We start from the raw sequence: 18,230 nt of genomic DNA, 5'->3' as shown, positions 1-18,230 counted from the left end.
TGAATATATTCATATAGATAACATAACAGATAGTTAGATGAGAGAAGCTGACAATTCAGGAATTTTTTATTTTCAGAGTTGTACTATTTTATTAAATTTATATTACAAAGCAAATTTTTAATGCTTTTTTAAGAATTATATATTATAATCAATTTTGTATAATTAATTTTAAGAATATACTGGTATAAATAAACTTTTTTGGAATATAAGCATAATAAATTTAAATAAATTTACTGATAAGTTAATTATGGCAGAAGCAAAAGCAAATATAGGAGATGAAAAAATGTTGTGTTCAGTTTGTAAGAAAAACGTAGCTGTTATATATGTTAATAAAATTTTAGAAGGCAAAATGCAAACTATGGGGTTATGTATTCCTTGTGCAAAAAAACAAGGTATTGCCCCAATGGATCAAATAATGAAGCAAAGCGGCATGAAACCTGAAGATTTTGAAAATATTAATAATCAGCTTGCAGAAATAATGGGAGATGTTGATATAGACAATTTATCAAAAAATATTGAATCTGATGATTCTGAAGGTATGAAATCATTAATGAATTTTATGAATTCAGCTTTTTCCGGTTTATCAAATTCATCTAACAAAGAATTTCAACCAACAGATGATGAAAGCGGAGATATTGAAATGCAAAGTACCGGCAGCGGCTCCGGAACAAAGGTAAAAGAAAAAGTTAAGAGAAAGAAATTAAAATATCTTGATACTTACGGAACTAATTTGACAGAACAGGCAAGATTGGGCGAATTAGACAGAATCGTAGGAAGGGAAAGAGAAATTGACAGGGTTATTCAGATATTAAACAGACGTTCCAAAAACAACCCTATTTTAATAGGTGAGCCGGGTGTCGGAAAGACAGCAATTGCTGAAGGGCTTGCTGTGAGAATAGCGGAGCATAATGTTCCGGTAAAACTGTTTAATACTGAAATTTACTTGCTTGATTTAACCTCTGTTGTTGCAGGCACACAGTTCAGAGGTCAATTTGAAGCTCGTATGAAAGCAATTATTGATGAGGCAAAAAAGGCAGGAAATATTATTATTGTTATTGATGAGGTTCATAACATTGTCGGAGCAGGCGAAGCCGAAGGCGGAGCAATGAATGCTGCTAACATTTTAAAGCCGGCGCTTGCAAGAGGAGAAGTTCAGGTAATAGGTGCAACAACTTTAGATGAATACAGAAAGCATATAGAAAAGGACACAGCACTTGAAAGAAGATTTCAGCCTGTGCTTGTAGACGAGCCGTCAATTGAGGACTCTATTCAAATAATCAAGGGTATCAAGGATTATTATGAAAATTATCATAATGTTAAAATCTCTGATGAGGTGATTGAACAGGCAGTCTTAATGTCGGAAAGATATATTACCGACAGATTCCTTCCCGATAAAGCAATAGATGTTATAGATGAATCCGGTTCAAGAGCTAATTTAAAAAACAGCGGTTTGGTTGAGCTTGAGGCACTAAGAACCGAATTAAATGAAATAAGAGAAGAAAAAGAAACAGCTGCCGAAGATGATGATTATGAACGAGCTGCCGAGCTAAAGGTTAAGGAATTAAAGGTTGAGGCAAAAATAAGAGAATTATCCAAGGAATGCGATAATGTACATCTGACTACAGAGGATGTGGCATTTGTAATTGAAGCATGGACAAAAATTCCTGTTCAGAAAATTAATCAAGCTGAAGCAGAAAAATTAATTCACTTAGAAGAAAGCTTGCACAAGCGCGTTATCGGTCAGCATCCTGCAGTTACGTCTCTTGCAAGAGCCATAAGAAGAAACCGCTCCGGTTTTAAGAAAAAGAAAAAACCGTCTTCATTCATATTTGTAGGACCTACAGGTGTGGGCAAGACAGAATTGGCAAGAACGCTTGCCTTTGAGCTGTTTGAAAACGAAGATGCTATGATTAGATTAGACATGTCCGAATACATGGAAAAGCATACAGTTTCCAAACTGATAGGAGCACCTCCGGGATATGTCGGTTTTGATCAGGCGGGATTCTTGACAGAAAAAATAAGAAGAAAACCATACTCGGTTATATTGCTTGATGAAATAGAAAAGGCTCATGAAGATGTATTTAATATATTATTACAAATATTAGAGGATGGAAGATTAACCGACAATCAAGGAAGAACCGTAAATTTTGAAAACACGGTAATTATTATGACTTCCAACGCCGGAACGAGTATTAAGGCAAATAAAATCGGTTTCGGAAATAAGGAATATGAAGCAATGGAAGCAAAGGTTAAGGATGCTTTAAAACAATCCTTCAGACCTGAATTCTTAAATCGTATTGATGATATAATTGTGTTCAACGAATTAACAAAGGATGAACTGAAGCAAATAGTTGATTTAATGTTAAAGGAAGTTATTAAGGAAGGTAAAGAAAAGAAAATTTCTGTAGATGTAACTGATGAAATGAAGACATTCATACTTGAAAAAGGTTACAATACAAAATACGGAGCAAGACCTTTAAGGCGTGCAATACAAAAATATGTGGAGGATGAAATATCTGAAGCTTATTTGAGAGGAACCCTGAAAGAAGGAAGCTCAGTTACCGTTACAATAAATGAAGAAAAAACAGAATTGATAATTAAATAAGAAAGTAAAGGCAGGATTCATATTCATTGAATTCTGCCTTTATAATATTATTATTTATTTAAAAATCCTATTCCTAAAACACCTGGCCCTGCATGTGTCCCTATAACGGCTCCTATCTCCTGCTCTATGATATTCTTGATTTTATATTTTTCTTCGATTGTCTTTCTTAAAATTTGAAGCTGGTCATAGCTTTGTCCGTGAAATAAAAGAACAATTTTATTTGATAAATCAAAATTATTTTTTCCAATCCATTCATCAAACCATTTGATTGTTTTATTTTTGCCTCTTACTTTATCTATTACCGATACTGCGCCGTCCTTTATACCTATTATCGGTTTTATGTTTAAAAGTGAACCGATAACCGCCTGACTTTTTGACAATCTGCCTCCTTTTTCAAGATATTTAAGAGTATCGACACCTGCTACAGCAACAATTTTACCCTTTACATTTTCTAATTCTTCAACTATTTCATCTATATTCTTGTTTTGATTAACTAATTCAATTGCTTCTAATATTAAAGCAAAAGCTCCAAGACATACGCTTTTGGAATCGATGATTCTTATATCGTCGCTTCCTATCATATCCTTTGCCATACGCGCCGAATCATACGTACCGCTCAGCTCGGATGCTAAAAATATCCCAAGGACCTGATCGCCTTCTAATAATATTTCGCTGAATGCTTCTACAAAAGTACCGGGTGAAACCTGAGATGTTGTCGGAGATTTTTCAGCTTTAGTTAACTTTTCAAAGAACATGGATGCAGTTAATTCTACCTTATCCAAATATGATTCATCTCCAAAATTAACTGTTAGCGGAACCATTTTCAAATTGTGTTTTTCTATAATCTCCTGCGTAACATCTGAAGTACTGTCTATAACTATTCTGATACCCATAATAACCTCACTATTTTCATTATCAAATTTTTTGATTCTTAAAGTATTATATTGCAAAAAACCTAAGAAATTCCTAATAAAAATTAGCTATTTATAACCAAGATTATATTTTTGATTGAAAAACACGTCAATATCCGTCAAAATCTTGATTAGTAATTCCTCTTCCTTAGTATCTAACTGCTGTAATGCACTGATAACCATATCCTTGTGGAAATCTTCGTGAGCATGATAAGCCGCTATACCCTTTTCAGTCAATTTAATTATAACCACACGCCTGTCTTCGATTGAACGTTTTCTTTCTACATATCCCTTTCTTATGAGATTATCTACAGCTGTAGTAAGTGTACCTGATGTAATTCTTAAATCTTTAGCAGTGTCAGACATGGTTCTTTCTCTGTTTATGCCGATGTTTTCTATTACGTGCATTTCGGAAATAGATAAATCAGAAAATTCTCCGATTTTTAAACATTTTTCTTCGATATCCAGAATGTTTGCAAATAACCTGACAAGTATTTCATTAACAGTTTCGTGATTATTCATAAAATCACCTCAATTTATTTTGATAATCAAATTATATTTATTTTTAACAAGTTTGTCAACTGTTTTTTAGCATTGTATAACGCCATAAGAAATCTCTTGCTTCTTCTGCATAGTCAATGTTTATTCTCTTGCTTTTTTCCACATCAAAATCCCTGAAGCCATCATCCTCAACATAAATTTCATTGCCTATAAGGTCGAAGCCGTTATGCTCTTTAGAAATATTCAATGCATTGCATAACTTCCCGGGACCATTAAGTAAATTCTTAATCTGATACCTTGTTAATTCACCGTATGATTTTTCATATCTGTTTAAGCTCATTAATTCTATGTTTTCAACCGATTCAGCACCTCTGATCAGCACTGCGCTGCATGTACCTTCTTTTTCAGTTACAAAATTCATGCAATAATACATGCCGTATATAAAATATACATAGATAAAGCCCGGCGGTCCAAACATTATCTTGGTTCGAGGTGTAATCTTGTTGCCGTAAGCATGACTTGCCTTATCGATTTCAGCTATGTATGCCTCTGCTTCATTTATTCTTACCTTAATGATTTTACCATTATACCGTCTGACTATAATTTTACCTATTAAATCCTGACCCACAATTCGTGCGTCTCTGTTATAAAAACTTCTGTCTAACTTCAAAATATTACTCCTTTAAACGAAATAATCTTTTAAAATTTTGGTTGGTGCTTTCTATAATCACATCCAAGGATACATTTCTGATATTTGCAATCTCCTCTGCAACATGTCTTACGAATTTCGGTTCGTTTCTTTTTCCTCTGTATGGCTCAGGAGTTAAATATGGTGAATCTGTTTCAATCAGTAGTTTATCAAGAGGAATTTCCTTCGCCACCATTTTGGGAGTTTTAGCCTTTTTAAATGTAACAGGACCTGCCAGTGAAATATAGAAACCTAATTTGATAAATTCTTTTGCCATTTCAACACTTCCTGAATAGCAATGCAAGACGCCTCTCATGTTTGACTTGGCTTCTTCCTTCATTATTTTAAAAAGATCCTCATGGGCATCTCTATCATGTACTATATATGGCATATCCAATTCATTTGCAAGCCTTATCTGTTCTCTGAACCATATTTTCTGAGTTTCTCTGTCTGAATTGTCGTAATAATAATCCAGCCCTATTTCCCCGATTCCAATAACGTTTTCGTTTTTAGACAATTCTCTGAATACGTTCATTGTGTCATCATTCATATACTTAGAATCATGGGGATGACAGCCTACCGCAGCATATATAAATGAATATTCATCAGCTAACTTCACAGCTTTTTTTGATGTTTCTAAATCAGCTCCCGGATTCAGAAACAATTCGATTCCGTTATCCTTCAGTTTATTGATTATTTCTGTTCTGTCATTATCAAACCTACCATCGTCAAGGTGGGCATGACTGTCAATTAATTTATTTTCCACTTTTCTTTTCCTTCTTTTTTGTATTTCTGTATTCCTTTACTGTTTCTTTAAATACCTCTAATAATTCATCATCTTTATTAATTGTAATATCCGCCGATGCATCTTTTGACATTATTGAATACAATACTTTTACGATTACCATGCCTTTTTCATTAGGTTTGTGATAATTAACGTTCTTTATGCTCTCCCATTTTATTAATCCGCCTCTTTTATGTATACCTAAGGTTGATACAAAGGTTTTTTTGGTTAAAGGAATATATAAACCAATCATCAACAAGGGTAAAACTACCATTGTAAAAATTGATTCCAAACTAAATTCTTCATCTGTATTTATTATTCCTGCAATCATAAATACTGTCATAGCCAAAATAAAAATTATTAATATATTGCTGAATGTCTGTCGTTTTTTATCATCATCCTTCAATTGGAATAATACCTTCATATTTTGTTTCTTATAATTCATATTATTTCTGAAATTTACAAATATAAAATAAATTACTAAAATAAATAAAATGGGATAAATAATCTGTGCAGCCATATTTATATCCTTTCTCTTTTTGTTTTGTTAGTATTTTAGCATATCAGTGATAAACATTCAAGAAGTATGGTCATATATTGATAGTTTCTGCTTCCTTTCCTATAATCATGTCTACCTTTGAAACAAATTCCGACCACTCTTTCTTTTTAGTATATAAATAAGCTTTTCCTTTTCTTGTGATTTTATAGTATTTTCTTATCCTATTATTTTCCATCTTGTAGCTTTTTGAAAAAATCAACTCCTCTTCTTCAAGGTCATGCAGTATAGGATAAAGAGTGCCTTCCTTAATTACAAAGGTTCCATATGATTTTGCTTCGAGTTCCTTAATAATTTCATATCCATACTTGTTGCCCGTTTCTATTATTGCTAAAATAAGCATTCTTGTATTGCCTCTCATTAAATTGTTATCAATTTTCATCGCTTCCTCCTGATAATAAAATCATCAATCCGCCCTATACATATATTATCTATGTTTGTATCTTACATAGATAATATATGTATGTCAATACTTTTAGTTAAAATAATATCAAGGAAATCGTATTTGTACTTTTCTAAATATGTCAAATTCATATCTAATGTTTAGTTTAAATGTTTTATTTTATGCTGTTGTGTTTAATACTTAATGTTTGTTATATTATTATCAAATGATATGGAGTATCTTAAGAGAGGGAGGATGTTATGTTATCAGCAGTAAAAGAAAAGATGGACAACATATTAACTAATCATAAATACGAAAAAAAAGAACTTATCACAATTATTCAGGAAATTCAAAAAGAATACAATTATCTACCTGAAGATGCCTTGACTTACGTGGCCGATTGTCTGGATATCAGTCATTCAAAAATCTATGGTGTTGCCACCTTCTATGAAAACTTCTCACTTGAAGCAAAAGGCAAAAATATTATCAAAATTTGTGACGGTACGGCTTGCCATGTGAGAAAATCGGTTCCTATTCTTAATGCAATCTATAAAGAACTTGGATTATCTGACAAGAGAAAAACTACTGATGATTTATTGTTCACGGTTGAAACAATTTCATGCTTAGGAGCATGCGGGTTAGCTCCTGTGATTACGATAAATGATCATGTTCATCCTAAAATGACGCCTGAATCTGCTATTAAGCTTTTAAAGGCGATGAAAAAGGAGGAAGATTAATGTTTGTAAAATCATATTACGATTTATCATCATATGCGGATACTTTTAAAAAATCATTAGACAAGCAGAAGGTTAAAATATTGATATGTGCCGGTACCGGCTGTGTTGCAAGCGGTTCACTGAAATTATATGACGAATTTGTACGATTGGTTAAAGATAACGGAGTTTTATGCGATGTTGATTTACTGAAGGAAGAAGAAGGTACCAGCGTCAAAAAAAGCGGATGCCACGGCTTTTGTGAAGCAGGACCGTTAGTTCGGATTGAACCCTACAACTATTTATACCTGAGGGTAAAATCAGAGGACTGCGAGGATATATTCAATCACACCATCTTAAAGGGTGATCCGGTTGAAAGGTTGATGTATACAGATGGCGACAAAATATATAGAACACAGGAAGAAATACCTTTTTATCAGAAGCAAACGAGGCTGGTGTTGGAAAACTGTGGTCATATGGATGCTGAAAATATACAGGAATATATAGGCAGAGGCGGATATATGGCTCTTTCTAAAGTACTGAGTTCCAACGCTATGGAGCCGAAAGAAGTATGTAAACTGATACAGGATTCCGGGCTTAAAGGAAGAGGCGGCGGCGGTTATCTTGCAGGAAAGAAGTGGAATCAGGTTTTATCACAGGACAACCCCACCAAGTATGTGGTATGTAATGGTGACGAAGGAGACCCGGGTGCTTTTATGGACAGAAGCATCATGGAAGGTGATCCTCACAAGATTATAGAGGGTATGATAATCGCAGGATACGCAACAGGAGCTCATTCAGGTTATATATATGTCAGAGCCGAATATCCTTTGGCAGTTGAGCGATTAAAAATAGCCATCAATCAGGCTGAAAGTGTTGGATTATTAGGGAAAAATATATTAAATTCAGGATTTAATTTTGCTCTTCGAATCAATAAGGGAGCCGGTGCATTTGTTTGCGGAGAAGGAAGTGCTCTTACAGCTTCTATCGAAGGTGAAAGAGGAATGCCGAGAGTGAAGCCCCCAAGGACTGTAGAGCAAGGATTGTTTGGATGCCCGACGGTTTTAAACAACGTAGAAACCTTTGCCAACGTTCCGTTAATAATCAACATAGGAGCTGACGAGTATAAAAAATACGGAACCAAAGACAGTCCCGGAACTAAAGCATTTGCACTTACCGGTAATGTTGTTAACACCGGTCTTATTGAAGTTCCAATGGGAACAACAATCCGAGAAGTTATATTTGATATAGGAGGCGGTATTCCTGACGGCAAAAAATTTAAAGCAGTCCAGATAGGCGGACCTTCCGGAGGGTGTTTAACATTTGATGAAAAACATTTAGATATACCGCTCAGCTTTGACTCATTAAAGAAAGTCGGAGCAATGATCGGTTCAGGCGGCATGGTTGTCATGAACGAAGATACATGCATGGTAGAGGTTGCAAGATTCTTTATGAACTTTACCCAAAGAGAATCCTGCGGTAAATGCATACCTTGCAGAGAAGGTACTAAGAGAATGCTTGAAATATTGGAAAAAATAATAAATGGAAGCGGTACTCTTGAAGATTTGTCATTATTAAAAGAAATTGCCGACACTGTTAAAAATACATCCCTTTGCGGTTTGGGCAAGACTGCGGCCAATCCGATATTAAGCACATTAGAGTATTTTTATGACGAATATCTTGCTCACGTTGTGGACAAAAAATGTCCGTCTAAGCAATGTACCGAATTGATGGTACTGAAAATTGATGAAGAATTATGCAAGGGCTGCTCAAAATGTGCAAGAAACTGCCCTGTTAATGCCATAACCGGAAAGGTAAAGGAACCTTATATTATAGACACCGCAAAATGTATTAAATGCGGCGCATGTATAGAAGCTTGTGCCTTTAAAGCAATTAAGGAGGTATAGCAATGAGCGGAATAATGATTATAGATGGAATGAAGGTACAATTTAATAACCAAAAGAATATTTTAAGTCTCATACGGGACTCCGGTATTGACCTGCCTACATTTTGCTATCACTCAGAGCTAAGTATTTATGGTGCTTGCAGAATGTGCTCCGTAGAAACCTCCAAGGGAGAAATTATAGCAACCTGTTCTGAAAAACCCAGGGACGGATTGGAAATATATACAAATTCACCAAGAATCAGAAAATACAGAAAAATGATATTAGAGCTTTTATTAGCTAACCACGATAAGGATTGCACCTCATGTGAGCGTACAGGTAAGTGTCAGCTTCAAAAATTAGCTAAACGATATGGATTAGGAGTTAACAGATTTACTCAGCTGACTCAGGATAACAAGGTTGATGACTCAAGTCCAAGCATAGTCAGGAATCCGAATAAATGCATTAAATGCGGCGACTGTGTCATGGTTTGTGAAGAAGTCCAGGGAGTTGGAGCACTTGGTTTCGTTAACAGGGGCTCTGAGGTAATAATAAAGCCTGCATTCAACAAATCCTTAGCTGAAACTAACTGCATAAATTGCGGTCAATGTCGTATGGTCTGCCCTACGGGAGCCATTATAATTAAAAATGAAACAGAAAAACTATGGGATGCACTATATGATAAGAGCAAAAGGGTTATTGCACAAATTGCTCCTGCAGTCAGGGTTGCATTAGGAGAAGAATTTGGTAAAAAACCCGGCGAGGTCACAACAGGAAAAATTGTAGCAATCTTAAAAAAGCTTGGAGTTGAAGAGGTTTTTGACACATCACTTTCAGCAGACTTAACAGTTGTTGAAGAAAGTAATGAATTTTTGAAAAGATATAATAATGGTGAAAACCTGCCACTATTTACTTCTTGTTGCCCGGGATGGGTAAAATTTGCAGAAAACAGATATCCTGAACTTAAGAAAAATATATCATCCTGCAAGTCTCCTCAGCAAATGTTTGGTACTGTTCTGAGAGAAGCGTATAAAGAAAAGGATGAGGAAGATTTAAGAGACACATATATTTTATCAATAATGCCGTGTACGGCTAAAAAAGCCGAAGCAGCAAGGCCGGAGTTTTCTTATAAAGGAGTCAGAGAGGTTGATTTAGTATTAACTACACAAGAATTATCTATTATGATAAAAGAAATAGGCATCAAATTTGATGAAGTAGAAGAAGAGGCAATGGATATGCCTTTCGGAACCGGCTCGGGAGCAGGTGTTATATTCGGAACAACCGGTGGTGTAACTGAAGCAGTTTTACGAAGGGTATTAAAAAATAAATTTGATAAGGAAGACTGTAATATTATCTTCAATAACGTGAGAGGTTTAAACTCCGTTAAAGAAGCAATTGTAAACATCGATGGAAATGAAATAAAAATCGCTGTTGTACACGGACTGAAGCATGCAGATAATCTTATAAAGCAACTCAAAAGCGGTGAAAAGAAATATGACTTAATAGAAGTTATGGCTTGCAACGGCGGATGTGTCGCAGGAGGCGGTCAGCCGCAGCCTAAAATGATAACAAGAGAAACAAGAGCACTGAGATCCAAGGGTCTGTATGATATAGATAAAACAAATCAGTTAAAGGATGCCGAAGATAACTATATCGTTAAAAATATTTATAACGGACTTTTGAAAAATAAAACACATATTTTGCATACTAACCATTAACCTACCATAATAAAAGAGAACTATCTCAACGGCAGAGAGATAAGTTCTCTTTTTTTATCTTAAAAACTCGGAGGTACCATTGCCCATACTGACACCGATGGCACATTCCCTGTATTTATATATTTATGAGGTATTGTACTGTCAAGATAAATGCTGTCACCTTCTTCAAGGTCATAAATTTTATCTCCCGATAAAACTCTTAGGCTTCCCTTTATAACTACCCCGCACTCTTCTCCGTCATGACTTATATAATCTCCTATATTGCTGTCATCGGGTTCAATTTCTATCCATAACATTTCAATTTGATTTTTAAGATTTGGGCATAAAAGTTCATAGATTCTGCTGGCATCTTTCATCAATATTTTTTTTCTTTCATTTTTTCTGACTACTTGATTAAAATCGTCATATTCATCAAAAAAATAATTCATAGTAACATTTAATGCCTTTGAAATTTTCCATAATGATGCAACCGACGGTCCGGTTAAATCTCTTTCAATTTGACTTATTAGACCTTTGCTTAAACCGGTCATAGACGCTAACTGCTCTATACTTATCTTTTGTTTTAATCTTAATGACCTGATTTTATCCCCTAACTCCATATCCTTCTCCTTTGTTCTTTTATGCCTCGGTTCTATATTGTAAAATATTTTCAACAAATTAATTATTAGAAATATTATACAACAAAGAAAACGATTCTTCAATACTTTATTACAATTTTCTCCAACCAGGATGCAAAAAAATACATAATTGCTGCAACGACTCCCAAAACAAATACACCCATCATAACTAAATCAAGCTTAAATGTCTGGCTTCCGTAAAGTATCAGATAACCGATACCCGCCTTCGAAACTAAAAATTCACCAACTATAACACCAATCCACGACAGACCTATGTTAACTCTGATAACACTCAAAATATTAGGGATATTTGAAGGTATTACAACCTTGTTTAACACCTGAAACTTATTGGCACCCATAGTTTTTAAAAGCACTATTTTATCTTTTTCCACATTTATAAATCCGGTATATAATGTCATGGTTGTAACTATAACAGATATTGATGCAGCAGTAGCCACTATACCCGAAAATCCCATACCTGCCCACAAAATAATAATAGGAGCCAGGGCAGTTTTAGGCAAACTGTTTAATATAACAATGTAAGGGTCCATTATGCGAGCAAGTCTTCTGAACCACCATAATAAAATTGCTGTCAACAGTCCCAATGCTGTTCCTACAAAAAAACCGGCTATTGTTTCCATAGTAGATATAGATAAGTGCTTTATTAAACTTCCGTCCTCTATAAATTTAACAATTAATTTGTATATGGCCTCAGGGCTGCTTGTCAAAAATACATCTATATGCCTATGTCTGGCAGCCCATTCCCATATGGCAATAAAAAAAACAAAAACCAATATTTGAGTAATTCTTATAAAATAATCTTCTCGTTTTATTGATTTTAAATAATCGGAGTGTTCCTTAGAAATATTAAAATCATTTTTAATTTTACTCTTTTTCTCCCACATCCAAATCCCTCCATATCTGTCTGAAATATTCTCCGAATTCTAAAGTGTTTCTGCAATTCATAGGAGTTCTGTTATCCTGACACTCTTTAAAATCGATAATGTATTCTTTTTTTACTCTTGCAGGTCTCTCCGTAAATACAATAACCCTGTCAGAAATACTTACCGCTTCGGGAATATCGTGAGTTACCAATATAGTAGATATTTTTTCTCTTCTTAATATCTGACCGACTTCATTCCCTACAGATAGACGGGTTTGATAGTCTAATGCAGAAAACGGCTCATCTAAAAGCAATAAATCCGGCTCTATGGCTAAAGTACGCACTAAAGCAGCACGTTGCCGCATACCGCCTGAAAGCTGGCTTGGGTAATGATTTCTAAAATTATAAAGTTCATATTTCTTCAGCATGTCAATAACTTTTTCTTTGTTTTCATCTGTAACTGCTTTTTTAACTTCTAATCCTAAAAGACAGTTCTTAAAAATATTTCTCCATTCATAAAGCTGATCCTTTTGAAACATAAAGCCGATACTGTTAGTATTAACTATAACTTCACCCTCTGAAGGTTTTTCAAGATCACCTATTAGATTTAAAACGGTTGATTTACCTGAGCCGGAAGGTCCTACTACAGATACAATCTCCCCTTTTTTAACTTTCATGGACAAATTCTCAATTGCCTTTGTTTCGTGATTTATTGTATGAAATCTTTTAGAGACATTTTTTAATTCGCAAATATATTCCATTATTACCTCCAACAGACGATGCAAAAGCTATTTACATTATGTTATTCAAAATCAATAAATTAGTTAATGGAATATTAAACTTTTTATCATTCTGAACCAAAGGTGGAGAATATCAAGAATAAATAAAAAATAATAATTTTGAAATAATCTGAAAAACTATAAAAAAGGTGGTGATATTGTGATAATTATTGACAAGTTGGTTAATAAATTAAAAATGAGAAATTCTACTATGGAAAACCCGGGCAATGTTTATATACCAACCGACTTTGAAGTGGAAGAAAGAAAAAAAGACGTCGATGCAAATGATAAGTAAAAATTGGGATTATAGGTCATGGCAGTGCTCCATCTCAAATTTGTTCGCTCCCATTGGTCGCGCAAATTGGGATTGCGCTGCATCTGACCTTCCGCTATTTTTTCTGCGCTGTCGCTTGAAAAAATAGCGGAAGGTCATGAAAAAAAATAGAACTAGGGGTATCCTAGCTCAAACAATAATCAAACAAATATATAATAAATAGAGGGGGAATTTTTACATGTCATTATACATACAAAGTTCTATTCTTTTCAACAAGTTTATTATTAAGGATTTGTAACAATCACAAATAACAGCCCTAATGTTTTTTAGGTCTGTTTTAATTATTTGTTATATTTTCTACTCTTCTTCTTACCTTTTCTTCACCCATAATTTGTTGGAGCTCCCATACGTCAGGTGATGAGCTTCTTCCAACTATTGCTAATCTGATAACCGAGCTTACATCTCCCACATGTCCTTTGTACATATCCGGGTTTTTCTTGTAATCCTTAGGTTTAGCTGCATAGCCGTTCTCCTGTGATATTACCCTTATTTTCTCAAACCACTGGCTTTGGTCATCACTGTGGTTATAAGTCTGTAAGTATAGCTCAAGTAATTTTTTTGCTTCTTCATCATTTATATTTTCAGGATAGCTGTCAACTATTTTAAAGTGTTCATCAAAGAAATAGCTTATAAAATCAAATATCTGCTCACAGTACATCAGGTCCTTACGGGGTTTATCCCCATCTCTTCCCACTGACAACAATTTAATTACTTCTTCCTTATTATTTTCTAAGATTTCCGTAATTTCCGGCTTATGCCCCTTTGACCAGTTCAGCAAAAATTCATATATTTCATCTGCAGATATTTTCAACAAAACGTCCTTGCTGATATTATTTAATTTATCCAAGTCAAACAATGCTCCTGAATTGCTCATTTTATCCAAAGAGAATTTAAAATCATCTGTCGGACTGTCGGGATTTTCTATTCTCCACTCTTCATAATTGGAATTTAAAATAGTTAATAAATACTCTCTCACTGCGGCAGGATGGTATCCTAAATCCATATAATATCCAAGTCCTAATTCAGGGTCTTTTCTTTTTGAAAGCTTTCTTTTAGCCCCGTTATCCATTTTCATCAAATGTGCGGTATGGCAGTATACAGGATACTCCCAGCCGATAGTTTTAAATATTTCATAATGTATAGGTAATGTTGAAAGCCATTCTTCTCCTCTGATGACGTGAGTAACTCTCATAAAATGATCATCAACAACATGGGCAAAATGATATGTAGGTATGCCGTTAGTTTTTAAAAGTACTACATCCTGATAATTTTCGTGAATTGAAAGTTTGCCTCTTATGGCATCTTCAATTTCAAATGCACCTTCTTCTGTTCCGTTTGATTTGAATCGGATTACAAATTCGTCACCATTGTCTAAATGCTTTTGAATTTCTTCGAAGCTTAAGTTCCTGTCTTTAGCCCATTTTCCGTAATAGCCTGTATTTACATTTTCTTCAACCTGTTGTTTTCTTATTTCTTCTATTTCTTCTTCCGTACAAAAGCATGGGTACGCTCTGCCCTGCTCTACTAAATATTTGGCAACACATTGATAAATCGTTCCGCGGTTACTTTGATAATAGGGTCCGTAGTTTCCTTTTTCTCCGTCTAACAATGCACCTTCATCAAAGTTCAACCCGAAATATTTCAGGGATGATATAATTGTTTCAACCGCACCTTCAACCTTTCTTTTTTCATCAGTGTCTTCTATACGAAGCATAAATACACCTTCGCTTTGATGTGCTAATCTTTCATCAACGAAAGCTCCGTACAAATTACCTAAATGAATAAATCCTGTAGGGCTTGGCGCCAATCTTGTAACCTTTGCCCCTTCAGCCAGATTTCTTATGGGAAAAACCTCATTTTCATAATACGTAACAGTTTCTTTTATATTTGAGAATAATATTTCAGCAAGTTTTTTATAATCCATTTTAACCTCCGTTTGTATAAATTAAGCAGATGACCCAAATTTTTAATTTGGTGTCAGTCGCTTATGCTGTAAGTGAAATAAAAAGACGGTATAACCGTCCCTCAAAATTTTAATAACCCATAGGGGAGTCGAACCCCTGATTCCACCGTGAGAGGGTGGCGTCTTGACCACTTGACCAATGAGTCATATCAATAATAATTATATAACTTCGGTTTTAATTTGTCTATATATTTTTTGATGTAAAACAGGGAGATTCAAAAAATCCAAACATCTAATTCTGTAATTTTTCTTAATAAATTATTGACATAATACCTAATTCAAATTATAATTAATGCAAATGCGAATCATTTGCATTAACGGTAATATGTTTAGATATTAGAAATTAGTCTGAAAAAATATTGGGAGGTATTGAAAATGAAAAAATTTTACAGCATAATGTTATCAATAATTTTAATTCTGTCTCTGCTTGCAGGGTGTGGAACAACAACTCAGAAGCCATCTGCTTCAGCTGCAGGTGATAATCAGACCCAAGACAAAAAACTTTCAGTGTATGCCAGTTTTTATCCTATGTACGATTTCGCCGCTAAAATCGGAGGAGATAAAATCAACGCAGTAAACATGGTTCCGGACGGTGCGGAACCTCACCACTGGGAACCTACCGCAGCAGATATAGTGGGACTTGAAGAGGCTTCGGTATTTATATATAACGGGGCCGGCATGGAACATTGGGTTGAGGATGTCCTTGAATCTATACATAACGACAGCCTGATAATTGTGGAAGCTTCTGAAGGGCTATCACTTCTGGAAGGTCATCATCACGAAGATGAGCATGATGGTGACCATGATGATGAAGAACACGACGATGAGGGACATTCGCATGGTAAATTTGATCCTCATGTATGGCTTAATCCGATGAATGCAAAGATAGAAATGGAAAATATCAAAAATGCTTTTATAAAAGCTGATCCTGAAAATAAGGATTATTATGAAGCAAACTATACAAAATATGCAGCTGAGTTTGATGCTCTGGACGAAGAGTTCAGAGATACCCTAACCCCTCTTCTCAACAAGGATATTATAGTAACTCATCAGGCATTCGGTTATTTATGTTCTGCATACGGATTAAATCAGGTTCCTGTAGAGGGTCTGGTACCTGATTCTGAGCCCGATCCTGCAAGAATTGCCGAAATAATAGAATTTGCCAAGGAACACAATGTAAAGGTAATATTTTTTGAAGAACTGGTAAATCCTAAGGTGGCTGAAGTTATAGCAAATAATATCGGTGCAAAGACAGATGTTCTTAATCCTATAGAAGCACTGAGCGACGAACAAAGAAAAAACGGAGATGATTATTTTGCCGTTATGCGTCAGAACCTAAAATCATTAAAGGCTGCATTAGAATAAGGAGGACAGAATGCCTAAGGCAATAGAAGCCGAAAATTTGAGCTTTAGCTACGGAAACGAGTCAATTTTTACGAAAATCGGCTTCTCGGTTTATAAGGGAGACTTTGTAGCTGTTATCGGTTCCAACGGAACCGGAAAAAGCACCTTGATGCGCATAATACTTGGCGAGCTTACACCAACAGATGGAAGCATCAGAATTTTAAATCAAGATGTATCAAAATTCAAAGACTGGCCAAAAATTGGTTATTTACCCCAGTCAGGGCTGCAATCTGCCGACAGTTTTCCTGCTACCGCAGAAGAAATTGTAATGGCAAATCTTTTTTCTCAAATCGGGCTGCTTCGCTTTCCTAAAAAAAAACACCGTGATAAAGTACGGCAAGCACTTAAACTCGTAGGAATGGAGGCATATTCTAAACGCATGATAAGTGAGCTTTCCGGCGGACAGCGTCAGCGTGTCATGCTGGCACATGTGCTGGTGAGCAATCCTGAAATAATGATTCTGGATGAACCTACAACAGGAGTGGATTCAAGAGCAGTAGACTCTCTTTATAAATTGCTGTCTTCCCTGAACCGTAAAACGGGAATAACTATAGTGATGGTCACTCACGATATAGGAAGGGCATCCGGCTATGTATCGCGTATTTTGAGCTTAGAAGAAGGCTCTCTTGAAGAAAGGGATGATTAGCATGGAAGCAATTCTAAAATATGACTTTATGAGACGAGCATTTATTGTTGGAATACTTCTTGCGTTCATCATTCCATGTGTAGGGATAATAGTAGTATTGAAACGTCTATCCATGATTGGAGACGCGCTCTCTCATACATCTCTGGCCGGTGTGACAGCAGGTCTTGTAATGAGCATAAACCCCATACTGGGCTCTATAATTGCCTGTATAATTGCCGCATTGGGAATAGAAGTCATACGCAAGAAAATTCCGAAGTATGCCGAAATGTCCATAGCAATTATAATGTCGGCCGGTGTGGGGCTTGCGGGTGTTTTATCAGGATTCGTGAAAAACTCGGCTAATTTCAGCAGCTTCCTGTTCGGCAGTATCGTTGCCATAAGCAATTTTGAAATGCTTCTTGTTATACTCATAAGCTGCGCAGTCATGTTAACCTTTTTCTTTCTTTATAAAGAACTTTTTTATATCGCTCTGGATGAACGATCCGCACGACTGGCAGGCATTCCTGTAAAAACTGTGAATTTTGTTTTTACCATACTTACTGCCGTAACAGTGTCCGTTGCCGCCCGTACCGTTGGCGCTCTGATAGTATCATCCCTGATGGTAATTCCTGTAGCATGTGCTATGCAATTCGGAAAAAGCTATAAACAGACCGTTATTTATTCTGTCTGTTTTGCCGTTTTTTTCATGGCTGCAGGGTTATATATCTCGTATTATCAACGTCTGAAACCCGGAGGTACCATCGTGCTCATAGGTGTTATATGCCTTGTGTTTATTTTAATCATTAAGGGTATCACAGCGAGTATTATATTGACAAAAGACAAACTGTGATTATATGATAAATGAAATTACAGAGTACACAGAG

At 35.3% G+C, this 18,230-nt stretch carries 18 protein-coding genes and 1 tRNA gene; 8 read left to right on the top strand and 11 right to left on the bottom strand.

Annotation, left to right across the window (positions count from 1 at the left end; translation table 11 throughout):
* Positions 1 to 247 precede the first annotated feature (247 nt).
* The gene (locus tag RT412_RS06250; RefSeq protein WP_313346082.1) at positions 248 to 2,605 is read left to right on the top strand and encodes an ATP-dependent Clp protease ATP-binding subunit; all 2,358 of its coding nucleotides are present in this window, start codon (positions 248 to 250) and stop codon (positions 2,603 to 2,605) included.
* 50 nt (positions 2,606 to 2,655) lie between these two features.
* Here the strand turns inward: RT412_RS06250 and RT412_RS06245 are convergent, their stop codons facing one another.
* The 6 genes from RT412_RS06245 to RT412_RS06220 all read right to left on the bottom strand — a co-directional run bounded on the left by RT412_RS06245 (position 2,656) and on the right by RT412_RS06220 (position 6,427).
* On the bottom strand, positions 2,656 to 3,498 hold the full coding sequence (locus tag RT412_RS06245) for a DegV family protein (RefSeq protein ID WP_313346085.1): 843 nt from the start codon (positions 3,496 to 3,498) through the stop codon (positions 2,656 to 2,658).
* An 87-nt stretch (positions 3,499 to 3,585) separates the two neighbouring features.
* Positions 3,586 to 4,038, bottom strand: coding sequence for a MarR family winged helix-turn-helix transcriptional regulator (locus RT412_RS06240; protein ID WP_313346088.1), 453 nt, complete (start codon positions 4,036 to 4,038; stop codon positions 3,586 to 3,588).
* 55 nt (positions 4,039 to 4,093) lie between these two features.
* Positions 4,094 to 4,687, bottom strand: a complete 594-nt coding sequence (locus tag RT412_RS06235) for a DNA-3-methyladenine glycosylase (RefSeq protein ID WP_313346091.1) — start codon at positions 4,685 to 4,687, stop codon at positions 4,094 to 4,096.
* Between the two features lie 4 nt (positions 4,688 to 4,691).
* Positions 4,692 to 5,471: a TatD family hydrolase gene (locus RT412_RS06230; RefSeq protein ID WP_313346094.1), complete on the bottom strand. Its 780-nt coding sequence runs from the start codon at positions 5,469 to 5,471 to the stop codon at positions 4,692 to 4,694.
* Complete coding sequence (locus tag RT412_RS06225; RefSeq protein ID WP_313346096.1) at positions 5,461 to 6,009, bottom strand: hypothetical protein; 549 nt, start codon at positions 6,007 to 6,009, stop codon at positions 5,461 to 5,463. Before RT412_RS06225 ends, RT412_RS06230 begins: the two co-directional genes overlap by 11 nt.
* A gap of 70 nt (positions 6,010 to 6,079) precedes the next feature.
* Entirely contained in the window at positions 6,080 to 6,427 is a 348-nt protein-coding gene (locus RT412_RS06220) for a PadR family transcriptional regulator (protein WP_313346098.1), read from the bottom strand.
* 284 nt (positions 6,428 to 6,711) lie between these two features.
* Between RT412_RS06220 and RT412_RS06215 the strand changes: the two genes are divergently transcribed.
* The 3 genes from RT412_RS06215 to RT412_RS06205 are packed head-to-tail and all read left to right on the top strand — an operon-like array spanning position 6,712 to position 10,741.
* On the top strand, positions 6,712 to 7,164 hold the full coding sequence (locus RT412_RS06215; protein WP_313346203.1) for an NAD(P)H-dependent oxidoreductase subunit E: 453 nt from the start codon (positions 6,712 to 6,714) through the stop codon (positions 7,162 to 7,164).
* Positions 7,164 to 9,047 (top strand): NADH-quinone oxidoreductase subunit NuoF, encoded by a 1,884-nt coding sequence (locus tag RT412_RS06210; RefSeq protein ID WP_313346101.1) that lies wholly within the window; start codon positions 7,164 to 7,166, stop codon positions 9,045 to 9,047. Before RT412_RS06215 ends, RT412_RS06210 begins: the two co-directional genes overlap by 1 nt.
* Positions 9,048 to 9,049: 2 nt before the next feature.
* A complete protein-coding gene (locus RT412_RS06205) occupies positions 9,050 to 10,741 on the top strand; it encodes a [FeFe] hydrogenase, group A (protein ID WP_313346104.1) in 1,692 nt (563 codons plus the stop codon).
* Positions 10,742 to 10,800: 59 nt separating this feature from the next.
* Here RT412_RS06205 and RT412_RS06200 read toward each other — a convergent pair whose 3' ends face one another.
* The 3 genes from RT412_RS06200 to RT412_RS06190 form a co-directional block, all read right to left on the bottom strand.
* A complete protein-coding gene (locus RT412_RS06200) occupies positions 10,801 to 11,340 on the bottom strand; it encodes a helix-turn-helix domain-containing protein (protein ID WP_313346106.1) in 540 nt (179 codons plus the stop codon).
* A 98-nt stretch (positions 11,341 to 11,438) separates the two neighbouring features.
* A complete protein-coding gene (locus RT412_RS06195) occupies positions 11,439 to 12,263 on the bottom strand; it encodes an ABC transporter permease (RefSeq protein ID WP_313346109.1) in 825 nt (274 codons plus the stop codon).
* Positions 12,244 to 13,005 (bottom strand): ABC transporter ATP-binding protein, encoded by a 762-nt coding sequence (locus RT412_RS06190; protein WP_398439026.1) that lies wholly within the window; start codon positions 13,003 to 13,005, stop codon positions 12,244 to 12,246. Before RT412_RS06190 ends, RT412_RS06195 begins: the two co-directional genes overlap by 20 nt.
* Positions 13,006 to 13,180: 175 nt before the next feature.
* Here RT412_RS06190 and RT412_RS06185 point away from each other — a divergent pair, with 175 nt between their 5' ends.
* Positions 13,181 to 13,315, top strand: a complete 135-nt coding sequence (locus RT412_RS06185; protein WP_313346114.1) for a hypothetical protein — start codon at positions 13,181 to 13,183, stop codon at positions 13,313 to 13,315.
* Positions 13,316 to 13,631: 316 nt separating this feature from the next.
* Here RT412_RS06185 and gltX read toward each other — a convergent pair whose 3' ends face one another.
* Both gltX and RT412_RS06175 read right to left on the bottom strand, forming a co-directional pair.
* Positions 13,632 to 15,278 (bottom strand): glutamate--tRNA ligase, encoded by a 1,647-nt coding sequence (gltX, locus tag RT412_RS06180; protein WP_313346117.1) that lies wholly within the window; start codon positions 15,276 to 15,278, stop codon positions 13,632 to 13,634.
* Positions 15,279 to 15,391: 113 nt separating this feature from the next.
* Positions 15,392 to 15,463 (bottom strand) — tRNA-Glu (locus RT412_RS06175).
* 229 nt (positions 15,464 to 15,692) lie between these two features.
* On the opposite strand from RT412_RS06175, the gene RT412_RS06170 reads away from it, so the two are divergent.
* The 3 genes from RT412_RS06170 to RT412_RS06160 are packed head-to-tail and all read left to right on the top strand — an operon-like array spanning position 15,693 to position 18,196.
* Entirely contained in the window at positions 15,693 to 16,682 is a 990-nt protein-coding gene (locus RT412_RS06170) for a metal ABC transporter substrate-binding protein (protein ID WP_313346120.1), read from the top strand.
* Positions 16,683 to 16,692: 10 nt separating this feature from the next.
* The gene (locus RT412_RS06165; protein ID WP_313346123.1) at positions 16,693 to 17,367 is read left to right on the top strand and encodes an ABC transporter ATP-binding protein; all 675 of its coding nucleotides are present in this window, start codon (positions 16,693 to 16,695) and stop codon (positions 17,365 to 17,367) included.
* Position 17,368: 1 nt separating this feature from the next.
* Positions 17,369 to 18,196, top strand: coding sequence for a metal ABC transporter permease (locus tag RT412_RS06160; RefSeq protein WP_313346126.1), 828 nt, complete (start codon positions 17,369 to 17,371; stop codon positions 18,194 to 18,196).
* Positions 18,197 to 18,230: the final 34 nt, after the last annotated feature.

This window comes from Sedimentibacter sp. (assembly GCF_032080165.1).
In the GTDB taxonomy this organism is placed as follows: Bacteria; Bacillota; Clostridia; order Tissierellales; family Sedimentibacteraceae; genus Sedimentibacter.
Note: the sequence above shows the minus strand (reverse complement) of the source record. Positions and strands in the feature narration are given on the sequence as shown.